General features: G+C 59.6%; 16 protein-coding genes. 4 read left to right on the plus strand and 12 right to left on the minus strand.

Annotated features, from left to right (window positions below; translation table 11 throughout):
* Positions 1–40: 40 nt before the first annotated feature.
* From JYU29_RS15335 to JYU29_RS15390, 12 genes are all read right to left on the minus strand, one after another.
* A complete protein-coding gene (locus tag JYU29_RS15335) occupies positions 41–802 on the minus strand; it encodes an SDR family NAD(P)-dependent oxidoreductase (protein ID WP_213985724.1) in 762 nt (253 codons plus the stop codon).
* Positions 792–2,291: a sulfatase family protein gene (locus JYU29_RS15340; protein WP_213985725.1), complete on the minus strand. Its 1,500-nt coding sequence runs from the start codon at positions 2,289–2,291 to the stop codon at positions 792–794. Before JYU29_RS15340 ends, JYU29_RS15335 begins: the two co-directional genes overlap by 11 nt.
* Positions 2,292–2,373: 82 nt before the next feature.
* Positions 2,374–3,354, minus strand: coding sequence for a substrate-binding domain-containing protein (locus JYU29_RS15345; RefSeq protein WP_213985726.1), 981 nt, complete (start codon positions 3,352–3,354; stop codon positions 2,374–2,376).
* Positions 3,355–3,383: 29 nt separating this feature from the next.
* Complete coding sequence (locus JYU29_RS15350) at positions 3,384–4,157, minus strand: ABC transporter ATP-binding protein (RefSeq protein WP_213985727.1); 774 nt, start codon at positions 4,155–4,157, stop codon at positions 3,384–3,386.
* Positions 4,154–4,888 carry an ABC transporter permease gene (locus tag JYU29_RS15355; RefSeq protein WP_213985860.1) on the minus strand — a complete coding sequence of 245 codons (735 nt, stop codon included), beginning with the start codon at positions 4,886–4,888 and terminating at the stop codon, positions 4,154–4,156. Before JYU29_RS15355 ends, JYU29_RS15350 begins: the two co-directional genes overlap by 4 nt.
* 65 nt (positions 4,889–4,953) lie before the next feature.
* Positions 4,954–5,949: a formylglycine-generating enzyme family protein gene (locus JYU29_RS15360; protein ID WP_213985728.1), complete on the minus strand. Its 996-nt coding sequence runs from the start codon at positions 5,947–5,949 to the stop codon at positions 4,954–4,956.
* Positions 5,949–7,430, minus strand: coding sequence for a sulfatase family protein (locus JYU29_RS15365; protein ID WP_250157506.1), 1,482 nt, complete (start codon positions 7,428–7,430; stop codon positions 5,949–5,951). The genes JYU29_RS15360 and JYU29_RS15365 overlap by 1 nt, the downstream gene beginning before the upstream one ends.
* A complete protein-coding gene (locus JYU29_RS15370) occupies positions 7,427–8,140 on the minus strand; it encodes a FadR/GntR family transcriptional regulator (RefSeq protein ID WP_213985729.1) in 714 nt (237 codons plus the stop codon). Before JYU29_RS15370 ends, JYU29_RS15365 begins: the two co-directional genes overlap by 4 nt.
* Positions 8,137–9,621 carry a tripartite tricarboxylate transporter permease gene (locus tag JYU29_RS15375; RefSeq protein ID WP_213985730.1) on the minus strand — a complete coding sequence of 495 codons (1,485 nt, stop codon included), beginning with the start codon at positions 9,619–9,621 and terminating at the stop codon, positions 8,137–8,139. Before JYU29_RS15375 ends, JYU29_RS15370 begins: the two co-directional genes overlap by 4 nt.
* A 2-nt stretch (positions 9,622–9,623) precedes the next feature.
* The gene (locus JYU29_RS15380; protein ID WP_213985731.1) at positions 9,624–10,136 is read right to left on the minus strand and encodes a tripartite tricarboxylate transporter TctB family protein; all 513 of its coding nucleotides are present in this window, start codon (positions 10,134–10,136) and stop codon (positions 9,624–9,626) included.
* A 33-nt stretch (positions 10,137–10,169) separates the two neighbouring features.
* Positions 10,170–11,156, minus strand: coding sequence for a Bug family tripartite tricarboxylate transporter substrate binding protein (locus JYU29_RS15385; RefSeq protein WP_213985732.1), 987 nt, complete (start codon positions 11,154–11,156; stop codon positions 10,170–10,172).
* 333 nt (positions 11,157–11,489) lie between these two features.
* Positions 11,490–12,506, minus strand: coding sequence for a class 1 fructose-bisphosphatase (locus JYU29_RS15390; RefSeq protein WP_213985733.1), 1,017 nt, complete (start codon positions 12,504–12,506; stop codon positions 11,490–11,492).
* A gap of 854 nt (positions 12,507–13,360) precedes the next feature.
* On the opposite strand from JYU29_RS15390, the gene JYU29_RS15395 reads away from it, so the two are divergent.
* The 4 genes from JYU29_RS15395 (at position 13,361) to JYU29_RS15410 (ending at position 17,320) form a co-directional block, all read left to right on the plus strand.
* On the plus strand, positions 13,361–14,299 hold the full coding sequence (locus tag JYU29_RS15395; RefSeq protein WP_250157507.1) for a TRAP transporter substrate-binding protein: 939 nt from the start codon (positions 13,361–13,363) through the stop codon (positions 14,297–14,299).
* 101 nt (positions 14,300–14,400) lie between these two features.
* Positions 14,401–14,916: a TRAP transporter small permease gene (locus JYU29_RS15400; RefSeq protein WP_213985735.1), complete on the plus strand. Its 516-nt coding sequence runs from the start codon at positions 14,401–14,403 to the stop codon at positions 14,914–14,916.
* Positions 14,917–16,200, plus strand: coding sequence for a TRAP transporter large permease (locus tag JYU29_RS15405; protein ID WP_213985736.1), 1,284 nt, complete (start codon positions 14,917–14,919; stop codon positions 16,198–16,200).
* Between the two features lie 76 nt (positions 16,201–16,276).
* Entirely contained in the window at positions 16,277–17,320 is a 1,044-nt protein-coding gene (locus JYU29_RS15410; protein ID WP_213985737.1) for an L-idonate 5-dehydrogenase, read from the plus strand.
* Positions 17,321–17,505: the final 185 nt, after the last annotated feature.

Consider the following 17,505-nt stretch of genomic DNA (forward strand, 5'->3'; position numbering starts at 1 on the left):
TCAATGGGAGCTTGATTGGCGTCTGCACCGCAGATCAACGTCACGTCAGACCGGCATCCACCAGGAAGTTTGCCCCTGTACAGCCGCTAGATGCGTCGGAGGCGAGGAACAGGGCCATGGCTGCGACGTGGGCGGGGGACAGGTCGATCTTGAGGGCTTGAGCGGCAAGGATTTCGGCGTCAGCTTCCGGCGAGCGCCAGAATGCGTTCTGCCGTTCGGTGCGAATTGCGCCTGGTATCAGGCAGTTCACGCGGACGCCGGAAGGGCCAAGTTCACGTGCGAGTGTCCGGGTCAATCCAACCACGGCGGCTTTCGCTGTCGTGTACCCGACCATGCCCGGCCTGCCTTTCATGAACGAGGTCGAGCTCGTCATCACGATCGAGCCGGAGCCTTGCGCGCACATGATGTTCGCTGCCACCTGTGATGCGAAGAACTGGTGATCGAGATTGACGGCGAGGTGCTTGCGCCAGTCGCCCGGTTCGACCTCGCTCATCGCATGGCGATCATCGCGCGACGCATTGTTGATGAGGATGTCGATGCGGCTGCGATCTCTGGCGATGGTCGCAAATGTTTCTCGCAATGGCTGCGTATCGGTGAGATCGAGGGCGTGAAAGCGCGCGCGGGGAACGGCCTGAGCCAAAGCTTCGCCGCTCGTCTCATCGATGTCCAGGAAATCGACGACGGCGCGCTGATCGGCAAAAGCCCGCACGAGAGAAGCGCCGATGCCGGTGGCCCCGCCGGTGATCACGACGGCCTTGCCTTCGAGATCGGGATAGCGGGCAGAAAGCGGATCAGACGCCATGCTGGCGCGCCGTGTTCGGCGGTGTCTTATGCGGGCCGCTGCCGATCGTTATGCCCTCTTGCCAACCTTGCGTATGAACATCGCTGAGCACGCGCCAGCGGAAGATTTCGTCCAGCAGCGTGCGGCGGGTGTCGGCATGAGCCGGGTCGTTCCAGAGATTGCGCATCTCATGCGGGTCAGCCTGGAGGTCAAACAGCTGCCCCTCGTCACCTTCCACGAAATGAACCAGCTTCCAGCGGCGATCGCGGATCATGGTCATGAACTGCGTGCCACTGAGGATGCGGTCTCCGGCATGTTCGGAAAACACATGCTCGCGGCTGGCTTGCGGTTCTGCGCCTTCTTCCACGACCGGCTTGAGCGACCGCGCTTCCATCCAGCGCGGAACGTCCAGGCCGGCGAATTCGAGGATGGTCGGCCCGAGATCGAAAAGCGACACGAGGTCGTCGATCGCTCCCGCCGCACGCACCCGGCCGGGCGACCAGACGATGGCGGGAACGCGCACGCTTTCCTCATACATCGTCCACTTCTGGGAATGACCGTGATCGCCGAGGCAATCGCCGTGATCGGAGGTGAAGATCACGATCGTGTCTTCAAGCACGCCGCGCGCTTCCAGCGCATCGATCAGATGTCCCATCTGTTCGTCGATCATCGAGACGTTGGCGAAGTAGTGCTCGCGTTGACGGCGCAGTTGTTCGGCCGTCGGATTTTCTAGGTGAACGACAGCGTCGTGGTCGACCGAAAGATGCTGCTCACGCAGCTTCCGGAGCGCCGAAGGCTGGCTGTCGAGTTCCGCTCGATCGAGAACGGGCAGCGGCAGGTCGCGATCCCTATAGAGTTCGACATACTCCGGCGTTGGATCATAGGGCGGATGGGGGCCGGGTATGCCGATCTGGAGAAAGAACGGTTCGGTCCCCGAATATTGCTCGAGCCAGTGCTTCGCGAGATCAGGCACGAAGTTGTCGGAATGAAGCTCCGGCGGCAACTCCCAAGTGAAAGCGCCCAAGCTTTCCTTATAGTCATCGCGACGGCGATAAGTGACGCGGCTCGGCTTTTCCAATCCGCGCGCAAAGAACGCCTTGTCCCAATGATCAAGGAAGAACGGCAGGCGTGCGGTGGCGCGATCCTTGTTCTCGACGACATGGCGCTCGTGAAAACCGAACGCGTCCTCGAAGGGCGAGGTATGCATCTTTCCGACATTCACGCAGCGATAGCCGCTGGCGGATAGCTGCTGCACCCAGGTGTGGGTCCAAAGCTCGTCGTTGCGATAGACCTTGGTGGTGTGCGGATAAAGCCCGGTAAACAGGCTGGCGCGCGAAGGCGCGCAGGAGGGCGAGGTGCAGTACATATGGGTAAAACACACACCCTCACGCGCCATGCGGTTGAGGTTGGGCGTATGCATGTAGTCGTAACCAGCCGCGCCGATCGTGTCGAAACGCTGCTGATCGGTGATGACGAAGACGATGTTGGGTCTTTTTGCCCGTTCCGGCATTGACCTCTCCATATTTGTTTTTGACCGGCGAACGGGAAGGTCGAACGCGCCGAGGCAAGAAACTCGGCGCATTCGCAGGGGGTCAGGCGGACAGGAACAGGTCGGCCGTGTAGAACTCCTTCGGCGGCATGGCTTCCTTCAGCTGGCCGAATTCCACGAACATCTTGTTGAACTGATCGAGCCAGCTTTCCACCGTGCCATCCTTAGTGAAAGTTTCGAGTTCCTGGCTCGTCAGCAGCTTGCGGCTGCGGGCGACGTTCTCGACGGCTTCCTTTGGCGCATTGAGATAAGCAGTGGTCAGTTCGATGGATTCATCGAGATTGGCGGCGCGCCAATCGATCGCCTTCTTCATGACCGACAAGAACTTCTTCACCTTCTCCGGGTCCTGATCTACCACCTCGTTACGGGCAACGAGCGTGTTGATGAAGGACGTATCCGGATAGAAGTCCGCATTGGCCGCTAGTTCCTTCATCTCCGGCACCTGCTTCTTGATCACCGTGATCAGCGGGTACCAGATGCCCGCAGCCTCGATCTGGCGTGACGCGAAAGCGGCGACAACCGTGCTCGGATCCATCGGCACCATGTCGATGTCGTTGACCGTCATGCCTGCTTTTTCCAGCGCCAGGCGCAGGATCATGTCGCCCGACGTGCCCTGCGGCACACCCACTTTCTTGCCCTTGAGCTGATCGATGGAGGCAATGTCCGGCTGCGCAATGACGCGGTCTGAGAAGCCGATATCGTTGACCGAAATGACCTTGGCGCGACCACTCGCCGGCAGCCACAGCGCGCCCGGTCCGATCGTACCAAAGTCGAGGCTTCCCGCGCCCATCGCCTGGATCTGTATCGGGCCGTTTGTAAACACCTTGGCATCAGCGGTGAGGCCTTCGGCTTCCCACAGCTTCTGGTTATCGGCGATGGCGAGCACGCTCGCATTGGGGAAATCGGCGATATAGCCGACGCTGATGTTTGTTGCCGATTGTGCGCGACCGATGGTGGCCGGCATCGCTAAGCCGAACGCAGCAACCGCCGCGCTCGTTTTCAGGAATGATCGTCTCGATGGCATGTTGTCTTCCTCCCAGTTGAACTTCACACTCAAGCAGCGGCGGCCGGATGATAAACGGCACGCCACACCTCGTTTCGCAGCGTTGCGAATTCGGGCGACAAACGGATCTCCTCCGTTCGTGGATACGGCAGGCCAACGTCGATGATCCGGTCTAGGCGGCCGGGTCGCGCCGCCATGACGACCACACGATTGGCGAGATACACCGCCTCGTCGACGTCGTGGGTGATGAACATTACCGTGCGCCGTTCCTTGCTCCAGGTCTGCAGCAGCTGATCCTGAAGCTGCACGCGCGTCAGGGCGTCGAGTGCGCCAAAGGGCTCGTCCATCAGCAGGATCTTGGGGTTGACGGCATAGGCGCGCGCGATCGCGCAACGCTGCTTCATGCCGCCGGACAGCATCTTCGGCAGCGCATGAGCGAAGTCCTTCAGCCCCACAAGGTCGATGAAGTGATCGGCGATCTCGCGACGCTTCTGCTTCGGTATGTTCTGAAGGCGCAGGCCAAATTCCACGTTCTCGCGAACGGTCAGCCAGGGAAACAGCGCATATTGCTGGAAGATCACGCCGCGCTCCGGACCTGGGCCCTTCACCTCCACGCCATCGACCACGACCTGGCCCGATGAGGGTTGGAGAAGCCCGGCCGCGATGTTCATGGCTGTCGACTTGCCGCAACCGGAAGGGCCGACAACCGTGATGAACTCGCCGTCCTCGATATCGAGAGAGAAGCGGTCAAGCGCCTTGAAGATCGGCCGACCGGCCACGTCGAAGGTGCGCGAAACGTCCTTGAACGAGATCTTCGGGTTCATGCCTTTTCCTGCCAAGCAGTGAGACGTCTGTCGGCGGCGATGACGATGCGGTCCATGATCAAACCCAGAATGCCGATCGTGATCAGGCTGACGAAGATAACCGGCAGGTCGTAGTAAAGCTGGCCCTGCTGCATGCGAAAGCCAAGACCGGACTGTGCCGCGATGAGTTCGGCGGCCACCACGGTCGCCCAAGACGAACCCAGCCCGATGCGCACGCCAACCATGATGAAGGGGGTCGACGCTGGGATTACGACGCGGCGGAAGATGGTGGCATCCCTTGCGCCAAGAACCCGCGCGGCGTTGATCAACGTGCGGTCGACGCTGATGACGCCCTGAAAGGTCGCAACGACGCTGGTGAGGAAGGCGGCCAGGAAGATGACGAAGATCTTGGGAACCTCGCCGATGCCCATGGTGACAATCGCCAACGGGATGATGGCGAGTGGCGGAATGGTGCGGAAGAACTGGATATAAGGTTCGATCAGTCCGCGTGCGGTGGGATACCAGCCCATTAGGAAGCCGACCGGGACGGCCACCGCTATGCCGAGGATGAAGCCGGTCAACACACGAGCCAGACTTGCCAGCGCATCGGAAACCAGCAGGCCGCTGGAGATCGAAGCAATGGCCTGATTGAAGACCTGGACCGGCGTCGGCAGGCCTACCACACCGAGCGAGGTGACCAGCTGCCAGAAGCCGAGGCCGAAAACCAGCGCGACGATGTTCAAGCCGATCATGCTGTTGAAGCGCCAGCTGCTTTTAACAGCGCCAGCTTGCGGGAGCGGCTCCGTTGCTGCTTCGCTCATGCGGCACCTGTCGGTGCTGATTTCCCGGAGGAAGGCTCGCGCCGCACGCAGCGAAAGCCGATATGCGTGGTTGCACTATCGACCATTTCCGCATGCCGTGCGGCCGGTCGGTAGCGTTGGCAATAATTGGGCGCACACATATGCGACCCTCCCTTGAGAACCTTGCGCGGAATGCGGATGGCCGGCTGGTTGCGATCGAAGCTGCTGTCCGGATCGCTCCGCCTCGGGTTCAGCGCTACGCAACAGGACCCTTCGCTCGGTTGATGCCGGTCGCTCCAGAAGTCCTCCGTCCATTCCCAGACATTGCCGATCACGTCGAAGAGACCAAAGCCATTGGCGGGATAGGACCCCACCCTGCTCGTCCCGAAGTCGCCATCTCCATCCGGATCACGAAACGGAAAAGCGCCGTTCCAGGTGTTAGCCATGCGCTGGCCACCGGGCATCAACTCGTCGCCCCAGGGGAAATCCGCTCCATCGCGACCGCCGCGTGCCGCAAACTCCCATTCCGCTTCCGTCGGCAGCGCCTTGTCTGCCCATTCGGCATAAGCGGCGGCATCGGAATAGGCGATATGAACGACCGGGTGGTCCATCATCGCCTCCGTCAACGGCGTTTCGCCATCGGGCAGGTGCCAGCAGGCACCGTAGCAGAAGCGCCACCAGCGTTCCCGCGCACGTGGATCGGCGGGCGATGTCGGCGGATCGAATACGATCGAGCCGGCCTTCAGCATCGATGGATCGGCACCTGGATAAAGCGCGGGATCGGGATCGTGCTCAGCCACCGTCTTGTAGCCGGTATCAGAAACAAAGCGCGCGAAGTCCCGGTTGGTGACCGGCGTCGGATCGATCCAGAAACCATCGACCTGAACGCGGCGCACGGGACCTTCTTCCGGATAGTGGCGGTCGGATCCCATGTAGAAGGTGCCGCCTTCGATCCAGATCATCTCGTCCTGTGCTGCTTGGGCGGCTGTCGCCGCTGTAGAAGATAAAGTCATCAGCGCATCTCCGCCGTGCGGTTACGCGTGCGATAGTTGGAATCGATCAGCCATTCGCGCATGACATCGAGCAGCTCACGCCGGATCTTGGCGTGTGCCGGATCGTTCCAAAGGTTGTGAACCTCCTTCGGGTCGGCTTCAAGATCAAACAGCTGGCCCTCCTTCGATCCCTTGAAGTGCACAAGCTTCCAGCGATCGCTGCGCACGCCGGTGATGAACTCGACGCCCCCAAGCGCAACATCGCCAGCCTGTTCGCAGAAGACGTAAGAACGCGGTTCCCAAGGCTTGTCTTGGAGGGCTGGCATCAGGCTCTGCGCTTCGAAATCGGGCGGCGGCGTGATGCCGGCGAGTTCGAGAATGGTCGGCCCGAGGTCGAACCACTGGCACTGCCCGTCCACAGTGCGCCCGCCTTCAAAACGGCCGGCGGATGACCAGACGATAGTGGGCACGCGCGTGACCACATCATACATCGACCACTTCTGGATCAGCCCATGCTCGCCGAGACATTCGCCGTGGTCGGAGGTGAAGATGATCACCGCATCTTTGAGATAGCCGCGTTCCTCGAGCGAGGTGAGCAGCTGGCCGATCTTCTCGTCGATCAGCGTGACATTGCCGAGATAATGGGCCCACAGGCGGTGCATCTGTTCGGGTGTGGGATCGAGGCTCCAAACAACGGAGTCATGATCCACCTCGACATCATGGACGCGCTTTTCCTTCAACGCAGGATGCAGCGTTTCGAGTTCTTCCGCGGACGGCTTGGTGACCGGCAGATCGTTGCGCTTGAGATAAGGCTCGGAATAGCGGGCAGGGGGATCGAAGGGTGGATGGGGGCCGGGCATACCGACCTGCAGGAACAGGGGTTCTGTGGTCGGGTAGGTCTCGACCCACCATTTCGCCATGTTGCCGACAAAGGCATCCGAATGGAGCTCTTCCGGCAGTTCCCAGTCAAAGCAGCCGAGACTTTCGCGGTAGTCGCTGCGCTGGCGATAGGTTTCGCGCTGCTGCTTGACGAGACCATGAGCGGCCAGCGCCTTGTCCCACTCGTCGAAATACCATCGGCCTTCGAGATAGCGATCCTTGTTTTCAACGACGTAGCGCTCGTTGAAGCCGGCATCGGAATCGTAGGGGATCGTATGCATCTTGCCGATGTTGACGCATCGATAGCCGGAATCCCGGAGCTGCTCGACCCAGGTGTGTTGCCACTTCTGGCCGTTTGCGAGCACGCCGGTCGTGTGCGGATAATAGCCGGTGAACAGGCTGGCGCGCGACGGCACGCAGCTCGGCGCCGTGATGTGACATTGCGAGAAAACAACGCCTTCCTGCACGAGACGGTCGAGGTTCGGCGTCACCGCGTAAGGAAAGCCGAGCGCCGCGATGGTGTCATAGCGCTGCTGGTCGGTGATGATCAGGATGATGTTGGGCCGATCAGCCACGGAAGGCACCTTTGTTTGTTCGTCTTTTGCTGTCACGGAAGCGCTCATTCTTCGATCCTGAGGTCGAAGAAGCGTTCTGCCAAAGTGTCGAGGTGCGCTTCCATTGCCGTCCTCGCCGCAGCAGGCAAACGACGGTGTATCGCGCGTTGAATGAGGCCGTGTTCCGCTGCGGACTTGCGCCGATTGGCGGCCGAACGCGTGCGCGAATACCAGCGGTCCCACATCGGGCTTTCGCGCATGCGCCAGAGATGGCCGACATAGGTCTCGAAGATGCCGTTACCGGACGCCTTGGCGATCAGCATGTGAAACTCGGTGTCGGCATGATCGAAGCGCGGCACATCGTTGATGGAAGCAGCCATGATCTCCAGAGCACGCCCGATCGCTGCAATCTGCGCGTCGGTTCCGCGTTCCGCCGCAAGAGCCGCCGCTTCACCTTCGATCACACGCCGCGCATGCAGCACCTCCCAAGGACCTTCCAGCTCCGGCACGTCGAGCGCGGACATGCTGACATTGCGGCCGATCTGCGGAAGAACGAAAATTCCCGAACCAACGCGGATTTCGACATGGCGCATCAGTTCCAGCGCCAGCATCGCCTCGCGTAAGGTCGCGCGACTGACTTCATAACGCACGGCGAGCTCCCGTTCCGGCGGAAGCCGGCTGCCGGGCGCAAACTCGCCAGCGAGAATGCAGCGGATCAGATCCTGCGCGACCTGCTGGTAACGACGATCGCCGGCCGATGGAAACTCGAACATCTTCATTCAGCGGTCCTTCTCACGCGCTTGGCAAGATGGGCCGATACAGCAGGCCAAAGAAGCGCCGCGAAGGCGATGACAAGGAACACAAGCGCAAACGGCCGCTGGAGAACCGCCGTCACGTCGCCATCGGACATCATCATGGACGCCCGCAATTGCTCCTCCGCGATCGGGGCCAGCACGAAGCCAATGACGAACGGTCCAAGCGGCACCTTGGCGAGTTCCAGGCACAGCCCGATCACACCAAAGGCGATCATTACCCAGACATCGAAGAAGCTGTTGTTGACCGCAAACGAGCCGACCACGCAGAACACGAGAATGACACCAAGCAAACCCGCGCGCGGGATCTGCGCGATTGCCGCGATATAGCGCACGGTGCTCCACATGAGGATGAGCATGAGAATGTTGGCCACGAGATAAGCGGCAATAATGCCATAGGCGATTTCCGGCGAGTTTTGAAACAGCAGCGGACCCGGTTGAAGATTGTGGATCGTGAGCGCGCCAATCAGGATCGCTTCCGTCACGCTGCCCGGGATGCCCATCGTGATCAGCGGGATCAAGGCGCCGCCAATCGCGGCATTGTTGGCGGTCTCACCAGCCACAACGCCCGCTTCCTCGCCCTTGCCGAAGCGTTCCGGATTCCGCGAGAATTGACGAGCGATGCTGTAGGAGATCAGCGCCGCCACATTACCGCCGATGCCGGGCAACAGGCCGATCCATGTTCCGATCACCGATGAGCGCATCATGTTCGGTCCATGGCGGCGAATATCCGAGACGTGAACCGGCAGGTGGCGATCCGGCAAACGGAATGGTCCTGTCGCCTTTGCAGGTGCGGCCGCTTCGCGGAGGATCTGGCTGATCGCGAATGCGCCGATCAGCACCGGCAACAGCCCGAAGCCGGACAAAAGGCTGTCGAAGCCAAAGGTGAGGCGGTCACGTCCAACGGAACTGTCGATGCCAGGCAGCGCGAAGGCCATTCCAAGGGCTGCACCCAGAAGCGCCTTGACGAGCGAACCGCTTGCCAGCGCCGCCAGCATGAACAACGCCATCAGAACGAGCGCGAAATATTCCCAAGGGCCGAACTGCAGCGCGACATGCGCCAAAGTCGGCGACATGCCGGCGAGAAAAGCCCAAGACACCAGCCCACCGACGACCGACGCCATGATGCCGAGCGCAAGAGCGCGTTCAGCCTTGCCCTGCTGCGCCATGGGATAACCGTCGAAGGTCGTAACGATGGAAGAAGGCGTACCAGGCATGCGCAGAAGAATGGCGGTGATCAACCCGCCCGAGATGCCGCCCACATATTCCCCGATCAGAAGGGTGACGGCGTTGACCGGGTCCATGTGGAAGGTCAACGGCAAGGTCAGCGCAATCAGCATGGAGGCCGTGAGGCCCGGAATGGCGCCCACCACGATACCGAGCGCGGTTCCGCAAAGAAGGAACAGGAGGTTGTCGACTTGGAAAAGAACAAGCAGCGCGTCAAGCATGATCAGCCGATCGTCACGTAGAGATAGCGCTCGAAAACGAACTGAATGGCGAGTGCAAGCAGGACGCCGGTGATGCCGATGGTGATCGCCGTGCGCAGTCGGGCCACACCAAGGAAGGCACCCAGCGCAGCCATGAGGATCGTGGTGGCGAGCACGAAGGGTACGCGAAAGACATCAAGCGCCGCGACATAGACGATCAGCGCAGCCAGAACGGCAATCGTCTGGAGCGGCCTTGCGGCGGAAAGATCCGAAGCATCGGCTGCAGCAACTTCATCGGACGCCGCATCGGGCTCCTGGATAGAGTGGCGCTTCCCGCCGAGCGCGGCACCGGCCGCGATGATCAGTGCAAGAACGGTAATGCAGACGCCCAGGATGCGCGGCAGGGCGGCAGAGCCCAACGGCTCGAAGCGCGGCGGTGGCAGCTCCGACGCGCCCCAGAACAGCAGACCGGCGCCGATCAGGGCGCCCGCTGCGAGCAGCAGATCGCCCACAGCGGTTTTCCGCGGCTGGTTCATCCGGTTATCCCCCTGGATCGACGCGAAGCAGTGTTACTGGATGCGCTCGGCGACGGTGCGAAGCGAGCCAAGCGTTTCTTGCGCTTCGGTCATCGCAGTCTCGCCATCGGTCCAATAGGGATCGAGCGTGTTCTGCTTGAAGTATTCGATGATCTCGGGATCGTTGATCGCCTTCTCCAAAGCACCCGCGATCTTCTGCACGGCTTCATCCGGCGTGCCGGCAGGCGCCAGCCACCAGTTCGGATTGGCCCAAACGACGTTGTAGCCGAGCTCGGTCGCGGTTGGCACATCCGGCAGAGCAGGGGAGCGCTCGCGGCCGAAATAGACGATGGCGTTCAGATCCTTGCCCTGCGTCACATATTCCGATGCAGCGAACAGCGCGATGTCGGCATTGTTTCCGAGCAGCAGGCGCAAACGGTCGGCATTGCTGTTGGCCGTGACATAGCGGGTTTCGAAACCAGCTTCCTGCGCCAGCATCGCACCGATGAAGTGGGGGATCGAACCGATGCCGACCGCTTCAACCAGACTGCGCGGCTTTTCCTTGAGGGCCGTGACAACCTCTTCCAACGACTTGTAGGGCGCATCCTTGCGCACCGCCCAAAGCGGGCTGCCGCCACCGGTCAGACCAATCGATCGAAAATCCTCAAGCTTGAAGTTGCCGAGGTTCATTGCGATCGACATCAGGATTTCATGCGACCAGTGCATGATCGTGTAGCCATCCGGCTCACCGCGCTGAAGCTGTGCAATGGCGTTGGCACCAGCACCACCATCAGCGTTGACGATCACCATCGGCTGTTCCAGCCAGCCTTTCTCCTGGATCTTGTCCGCAATCAGCCGGGCCACCACATCAGTGCGACCACCTGGCTTGAAAGGAACGATCACCCGGATAGGCTTCTCGGGAAAACCTTCAGCCTGAGCCTGAGACATCAGCTGAGGCAGACATGTCGTCGTGAGCGCAGCCAGGGCAATACCTGCTGCCGAAACGGTCCGCACAATCGCGCGCCGAAAATCTCTTGCCATTGCAATCTCCTCCCTTTGCAAAGCGGAAGCTGATCGCCTCGCGCTTGAACCACCCTCCCAAGTGGTCAGACCAATCATGCAGGGAAATACAGAATTGTCCAGACCGGTTTTGAAGATCGTGTTGGCATGGATGTTTGCAGTGCCAAGACAAACATCAGCAAAGCCCGCTGCTCTTAGAAGGAACAGGGCAGTCGACGTTGGTGACGAATGTAAACCACCGATATTGATGCGCGGCTGCAGATCGATGTCAGTTTTGCTGCTCGATCCAAGCCGGTCCACGCTTCAACCCGCGCCCGCGTAGAATGACCATGCGAGCGCAGGCATACGAAGACCTTATCCGTTTGCAGAACCGGCGTAGTAGTCGGCAACGCGGGCGACTTCCTCGGCAGAACCGAGCACCACGCCGACACGCTGATGCAAGCTATCGGGCTGGATCTCGAGAATACGGCGCTTACCGTCGGTTGCCATGCCACCGGCCTGTTCCACCAGGAAGGCCATTGGGTTGGCTTCGTACATCAGGCGAAGCTTGCCGTTCTGCATGTTAGGCCGGGTGTCAGTCGGATACATGAAGACGCCGCCGCGCGTGAGAACGCGATGAACGTCGCCCACCATGGAGGCCATCCAGCGCATGTTGAAATCCTGCGCGCGTGCGCCTTCCTTGCCGGCCACAAGCTCATCGATATAGCGGCGTACCGGTGCTTCCCAGTGGCGCTGATTGGCCATGTTGATCGCGAACTCGCGCGTGGAGCGCGGGATCGTCATGTTGTCGGCCGTCTGCACCCAAGACCCCATCTCGCGATCGAGCGAAAAGGCATGAACACCGGTGCCGACGGACAGCACCAGAAGCGTCTGCGGGCCGTAGATCGCGTAACCGGCAGCGACCTGCTGTGTACCCGGCTGAAGGAAGTCGGCTTCAACCGCCTCACGGCCCGCCACACTGTCCGGCGCCTTCAGGACCGAGAAGATGGTGCCGACCACGCCATTCACGTCGATATTGCTCGACCCGTCGATCGGATCATAAACAAGCAGATACTCACCCTTGGGAAAACGATGCGGAATAGGGTGGATCGCTTCCATTTCCTCGGACGCAAGCGCTGCCAGGTTGCCGCCCCATTCGTTGGCATCCAGCAGAATGTCGTTGGACACGACGTCCAAGCGCTTCTGGACTTCGCCCTGCACATTGATCTGGTCGAGAGAACCAAGCGAACCCGTGATCGCCCCTTTGTTCACGGTGTGGCCGATCACCTTGCAGGCGCGCGCCACGACCTCGATCAACAAACGGAGCTGAGCCGGCAGGGCATTCTCCAGCCGCTGCTGTTCAACGAGAAACTGCGTCAAAGATTTCTTCATGCAAAACCCTCCGGATCATCAAGCCATCACAAGCCGCGCTTACGGCCGATCTTCGTGGATCACGGCCTAGCCTACTTACATCCGCCCGCACAGGCGTCCGAGCAGCCTCAAATCGATTTTACTTGCGGTAGGGCGCGACTTGTTCGGTCAAAGCCACGAAGCGACCTTGTTGTCACGGACTCGGCCAGTGCTTTGTGAGCGCAGGCGACAGGCGCGCCTTTGCGCGTTAGAGCGCCATTAAATCACATAAGGCATCTTATGGAACATCATGCCGGTTTGGCGGGCCCCTTGGTCCAAGTTCATGTCTAAAATTGGTTCACCAAACCTGAAGCGGCCAACAGCCGTTGACTAGTATGGAAGCTGTCTTCACAATACCCGTAACGCCGCCATCTGATGGGAGCAGATGCTGGATATCCTGAGCTTCAATAAGTTTTCCGATCTCGGCGCGAGGCGCGAGCACGTGTGCGCAGTATTTTTCGCAACTGCTGTCTGGTGCAAGCGCTCAGCCATGGGCGAATGGCAAGATCTACGGTACCTGTTGCCAGCTAATAAGACAGGCATGCCATAAAATCTAAAGGTGATTACAAATCACATGCGGCACTCGAGTGTCATACAAACTTTCTGGTCAGTTATAATTAGAAAACTCGAGTTGCACTGTCAGCAGTTCGACCGGTTCGTGCAGAAGGATGTATGCGCAATTGACGACGGAAATAAAAGTTGCTGTCGAGACTCAAATCAAACGACCTCAGATTCTGAGGCCGGGCGAATAAATACTAAACGCAATAAAACTGGGATCTACCTAAGGAGGATAGGGCATGAAAGTCTCAAAGTTGATGGTGCGAACGCTTGGTGGGTTGGCGTTGTCGGCCGTTATGGCCCTCAGCGCACAAGCACAGGAAATGACCCTGAAGCTTGGACATCTCGCAAATGAAGCAAACTCCTGGCATAAGGCCTCGTTGCTTTTTGGCGAGGAAGTCGCGAAGCGCACTGACGGCCGTATCAAGGTCGAAGTCTACCCAAATGACTCACTGGGTCGTGAGGTCGATCTGATTAACGGCATGCAGCTCGGCACAGTTGAGATGACGATCACTGGCGAGACGCTGCAGAACTGGGCGCCTATGGCCGCCATGCTCGCGCTTCCTTATGCATACAAATCGCTTGAAGATATGGATCGAGTGGCATCCGGCGAAATCGGCAAGCAGATCGAAGAGCAGATCATCGAGCGCGCGCAGGTCCGGCCGCTTGCTTATTTCGCCCGTGGTCCTCGCAACCTTACTGCTAATCGCGCAATCAAGGCGCCGGCAGATCTCAACGGAATGCGCCTGCGCGTACCGAATGTGCCGCTGTTCGTGGATGCTTGGTCGGCTATGGGAGCGCAGCCCTTGCCGATGGCCTTCTCTGAAGTCTTTACATCGCTGCAAAACGGAACGCTCGACGGGCAGGAAAATCCGCTCGCATTGATCCAGTCGGCTTCGTTCAACGAAGTACAGACCCATGTGAACCTGACCGAGCATGTCCGATCCTGGATCTACCTGACGATTGCGGAGCAAACCTGGAGCCAGTTGTCCGAGGAAGATCAGGGCCACCTGATGGAAGCAGCCAAGATTGCCCAGGAATTCGAGCGCAAGCAGTTTCTGAGCGATGAGGATGCAATTCGAGCCGATCTCGAAAAGAAGGGCATGACGTTCGTTGAGGTCGATCAGCAGGCCTTTGCCGATGCTTCGCGTGATGCAGTGATCAAGAGCGTGGACGAAAGCATTCGTCCGACTGTCGAAAAACTGTTCGCTCAGTAAGACAAAACGTCACCCAGCCGGCAAGGGTCGGTTGGGTGATCCAACTCTCATCGCCACAAAGGACACAGATCGTTCTTGATCTGAGGAGAGGCTATCCGATCATGGATCCGCACTTATCGACTTTGCCCGAGCGAGTCTTGGTCGCGCTATGCAGGACTGCAATTGGGCTGGCCTTTCTTGTTCTGATCGCTGTCGTTCTGATGCAGGTCACGACACGTACGCTCGGTCTGTATTCGCCCGTCTGGACCGAAGAGATGGCGCGTTACCTGCTTCTCTACATGACAGCCTTCGGCATCGGATTGTCCTTGATGACGGGCGATCTCGTCAATGTCGATCTCGTGCAGGAGATGATGCCGGAAAGCGTGTCATGGTGGATGCGACTGGTTTCGGCGATAGCAACGGCGCTACTGGGAGCAGTGATGATCTATCCAGCATGGCGTTTCACGCAGATAGGCACATTCCAGATGTCGCCGACCCTGCGCTGGCCGATGAGCTTCGTCCACGCCTCCGTCTTCGTTCTTGCCCTCACGTTGCTGCTGTTCGGGCTACTTCGCGTCGTTGCCATGATAACCGGCAAGAGCGACGGTCGGCCTGAACTTTCCGAGGACCTCGGCTAGATGGATATTTTCATTCTTATCGGCGTGTTCCTTGGAACGTTGGTCCTTGGGGTTCCTGTTGCAATCTGCCTGGGGCTTTCTTCGCTGGCCTATATCCTTGTGGCCGGCCTTCCAGTCGTCATTATCCCGCAGCGCATGTTCGCGGGCATGGATGTGTTTGTTCTTCTATGCATTCCCGGCTTTATTCTTGCCGGCAATCTGATGAACTCCGGAGGAATTACCGAGCGCATCATCCGGCTGGCCAACGCGCTTGTTGGTTGGATGCGGGGCGGCCTTGCCATGACCAATGTCGCGACCTCGATGATGTTTGGGGGAGTTTCCGGCACTGCTGTCGCGGACGTAGCCGCGACGGGCGGTGTTCTCATCAACGGTATGAAGAAATCCGGCTACACGGCGCAGTTCTCGGCAGCAATTACGGCGGCCTCGTCGACCGTTGGCCCGATGATCCCGCCGAGCGTACCGATGATTATCGTCGGTGCGCTATCCGGTATCTCAGTCGGGCAGCTGTTCCTCGCTGGCGCTGTTCCCGGTGTGCTCATGGGCGTTGCGATGGCAATTGGCTGTTATCTTCTTGCGATCAAGAACGATTTTCCGAGGCAGAAATGGCAAGGCTTCCGGGAATTGTTCACTGCATTCCTGGGCGCATTCTGGGCATTGGCAATGACCGGCCTGATCCTAGGTGGCCTTCTGACTGGTGTCGCAACGCCGACCGAGACCGCGATCGTGGCCAGTGCCTACGCCTTCATCGTCGGCGGCTTCGTGTATCGAGAACTGCCGATGCGCAAGGTTCCGAAGATCGTCATCAACAGTGCTATCTCTTCGGCGGGAATTCTGGCGCTGGTCGGCTTTGCCAATGTGTTCGGTTCGATCCTCGCTTCCGAGCGTATCCCACAGATGCTGGTGACGGCCGTACTGAATATTACGGACAACCCGATTCTGGTTATCCTGCTCATAAATACGCTGCTGCTGATCGTCGGCATGTTCATGGAAACGATTGCCGCGCTCATCATCTTGTTCGTACCGCTTCTCGGGCTTGCAACGAGCGTCGGGATCGATCCAGTTCACTTCGCGACCTTTGCGGTGCTGAACCTGATGATCGGCCTGACCACGCCGCCGGTCGGTATCTGCCTGTTCGTCGCTGCCAACATCGCCCGCGTACCGCTGGGCGGCGTCATCAAGGCTGTGTTCCCGTTCCTTCTGTCCAACATCATCGTCCTTCTTATGGTCTCTTATTATCCGCCATTGGCGACGTGGCTGCCCACGACACTCCTCGGCTCCAATTAAGAGGTAGGTCGGTGCCGCAGGCACGGACCTGGCTCATCCCGCCGTCAAGAACATGCGCCGTATCTCGGAGAACAACATGTCGGAACTGATCGGATGCAGGCTTCATGCGAAGCATGACCTGCGGGTCGAAGCGTTGGACGAACCGGTGGCGGGCGAAGAAGACGCCATCATTCGCGTGGAGCGCGGCGGCATCTGCGGGTCCGATCTGCATTACTACCATGCCGGAGGGTTCGGCCCGGTGCGCGTGCGCGAGCCGATCATTCTCGGCCACGAAGCGGCCGGCATCGTGGAAACTGCCCCTGAAGGATCGGGGCTGCTCGTCGGTCAAGTCGTCTCGCTTTGCCCATCTCGCCCCTGCGGTCATTGCATGTTTTGCCAACAGGGACTGGAGCGGCACTGTCTCGAAATGCGGTTTTCCGGCTCCGCCATGCGCATGCCGCATGAAAATGGCTTCTTCCGCACCCGGCTCGCCCATCCCGCCCGGCTTTGTCTTCCGGCCGGCGAAAACACCACCACCGAGCAAGCGGCAGCCGCCGAACCGCTGGCCGTCTGCCTTCATGCCCTGAGCTTTGCCGGCGATCTTTCAGGCAAGCGTGTGCTTGTCACCGGCGCGGGTCCTATCGGCGCGATCTGCGTAGCGCTGGCGCGGAGGTCCGGAGCGGCGGAAATCATCGTAACCGATGTCCAAGATTATACGCTCGGCGTCGCCGAACAGATGGGTGCACACCGCGTCGTCAACGTGGCCGTGCAGCCGGACGGACTGGCCGATTATGCCGCGAACAAAGGAACAATCGACGTCGTGCTGGAATGTTCGGCCAATCCGCATGCCATCGCGCAGGCCGTGGCGGTCACCCGACCGCTAGGCATCTTCGTGCAGATCGGCGTGAGCGGCACAACGCCCCTGCCCCTCAATCTTCTCGTGGGCAAAGAGATCGCCTTTCATGGAACGCATCGGTTCGATCGCGAATTCTCTGAAGCCGTAGCGTTGATTTCGTCGGGCAGCATAGACCTGTCGCCGATGGTGACCCATGTCATTCCAGCATTCGAAGCTATCCGGGCGTTCGACCTTGCCGGCGACCGCGCGCAAGCCGTCAAGGTTCAGCTAGACTTCGCAGCTTGATCATACCCTGTCAGCGAGATCGCAGGAATAGCGGCGGATGCATCGAAGATGTGCTATCCGCCGGCTGCAGGCAAGAATATCAGTCATACGCAATCGGCTGTTTCGCAGATCCTGAAACAATGGAAGGCTAAAGCGCAGCATTGGCCTGCAGGCTGTCTTTTTGCCCATGACAGAAGAACTTTGCA

It is taken from the genome of Tianweitania aestuarii, assembly GCF_018457165.1.
GTDB lineage: Bacteria > Pseudomonadota > Alphaproteobacteria > Rhizobiales > Rhizobiaceae > Tianweitania > Tianweitania aestuarii.